Origin of the sequence: Streptomyces albireticuli (genome assembly GCF_021228125.1) — a bacterium.
GTDB classification, from domain to species: domain Bacteria; phylum Actinomycetota; class Actinomycetes; order Streptomycetales; family Streptomycetaceae; genus Streptomyces; species Streptomyces albireticuli.
Map to the genome: position 1 here is coordinate 1 of NZ_JAJQQS010000091.1, position 875 is coordinate 875.

Here is an 875-nt window from a genome sequence, read left to right on the forward strand (position 1 = left end):
TTAAAGCGTGTTGCAGGAGGCTGTGATCTGGCAGGTCGGGGCCCGGTTCCGGCTGTTCTGGTCATGTTGCCAGGGCGAGGTTGTGCATGTGGGCGACCGCTTGGACCGCGTGGTGGAGGCCGTCGCCGCGCTGCCGGCAGTCACGGAGGATCTTGTAGTTCTTCATCCTCGCGAAGGCATGTTCCACGCGGGCGCGGATCTTGCGGTGTTCGGCATTGTCCTCTTCCTCGCCGGGCAGGAGGGGCCGTCCCTGGCGTTTGCGGTGCGGGACGATGAGCCCGGTGTTGATGTAGGCGCCGTCACCGAGCACGGTCACGCCCTGGCACTGGGCGGGCAGGCCGGAGTTCCGCCAGACATGGGCGTCGGCCTTGTTGCCCGGAGCCGGCCGGGCGGTGGCGACCACCAGCTTTGTATCGGCATCGATGATGACCTGCACGTTTGCGGAGAATCGATAGTTGCGGCTCGACGCGCCGACCGTCCGGTCGCGAACCGGGATCAAGGTGCCGTCCACGATCCACAGCCGGTCCGCGGCGTCCGTGGGCCGGGCGGCCGGCTCGAGCGCCAGCAGAGGCCGCAGCCGCTGGATGACCCGGCACACCGTCGCCGGTGAGACCCCGAACAGCGGCGCGAGCTGCCGCATCGTGAGGTTCGTCCGGTAGTAGACGGCCACCAGCAGGACCCGGTCCGCCAGCGGCAGGCACCACGGCCGGCCACCACCAGGACCGTTGCCGCCCCGCTCACGCACCACCCGCAACAAACCCTCAAACTGCCGCAGCCGCAGACCCGTGAACGTCTCCACCCACACCCGATCAGCCCTCAACACACCGGCCATACCAAGGAAATTCCCAGATCACAGCCTTCTGCAACACGCTTTA

Annotated in this window: 1 protein-coding gene; it reads right to left on the reverse strand. The window is 67.5% G+C overall.

What is annotated here, in order from left to right:
• Positions 1 to 61: 61 nt before the first annotated feature.
• Positions 62 to 832: a transposase family protein gene (locus LUZ64_RS36730; RefSeq protein ID WP_232390655.1), complete on the reverse strand. Its 771-nt coding sequence runs from the start codon at positions 830 to 832 to the stop codon at positions 62 to 64.
• Positions 833 to 875 lie beyond the last annotated feature (43 nt).